1 protein-coding gene and 1 pseudogene are annotated in these 725 nt (G+C 65.2%); one reads left to right on the top strand and one right to left on the bottom strand.

Going from position 1 to position 725, the window contains the following annotated elements; all coding sequences use genetic code 11:
* Nucleotides 1–81 (bottom strand): annotated as a pseudogene (locus RA26_RS23305) (GNAT family N-acetyltransferase); the annotation flags it as partial.
* Between the two features lie 98 nt (nt 82–179).
* Here RA26_RS23305 and RA26_RS21830 point away from each other — a divergent pair.
* On the top strand, nt 180–725 hold a 546-nt coding region (locus RA26_RS21830; RefSeq protein ID WP_039187550.1), incomplete at its 3' end, for a flavin reductase family protein.

Raw genomic sequence — 725 nt, forward strand, 5'->3', positions numbered from 1 at the left:
GCGCCCGGGCGCAAAGCACAGGTCATAGAGCGCCTCAACCTCCCACCGGTCCTCCGGCTGCTCTGCCCTCAATTCGATCACGCCGTCCCTGCCTCCGCATTCTTCCCTGCAGGCTGGCGTTTGGCCTAGCATGGGCGTAAGCCTTGGGCAAACATCTATGACCAGAGCAGGAAACAGAAATGTTCTACCGGCCCGAGGACGGCCACGGCCTCCCCCACAATCCGTTCAACGCCATTGTCACGCCGCGCCCGATCGGCTGGATCTCCAGCCGCTCGCCGGACGGGGTGAACAACCTGGCGCCCTATTCCTTCTTCAACGCCGTCGCCTACACCCCGCCGCAGGTGATGTTTGCCTCCACCAGCGCCAAGCCGGACCAGGACGGCACCAAGGATTCGGTTGCCAATATCGCGGCCACCGGCGTCTTTTGCGTCAACGTGGTCTCCTACGCGCTGCGCGACGCGATGAACGCCAGCTCCGCCGCTCTGCCCAAGGACACGGATGAGTTCGCCCATGCCGGGCTGGAGGCTGCGGAATGCGAGACCATCGCCTGTTCCTGCGTCGCCGCAGCCCCCGCGGCACTGGAATGCAAGCTGACCCGGATCGTCACCCTGCCGGGTGAGGCCAACAAGGTGGTGTTCGGCGAGGTGACCGGCGTGCACCTGCGCGACGAATGCCTGCGCGACGGCATTTTTGATGTCACCGCGTTCCAGCCGTTGGCGCGCCTC

The sequence above is a fragment of the Leisingera sp. ANG-M7 genome, assembly GCF_000813965.1.
Taxonomy (GTDB): Bacteria; Pseudomonadota; Alphaproteobacteria; order Rhodobacterales; family Rhodobacteraceae; genus Leisingera.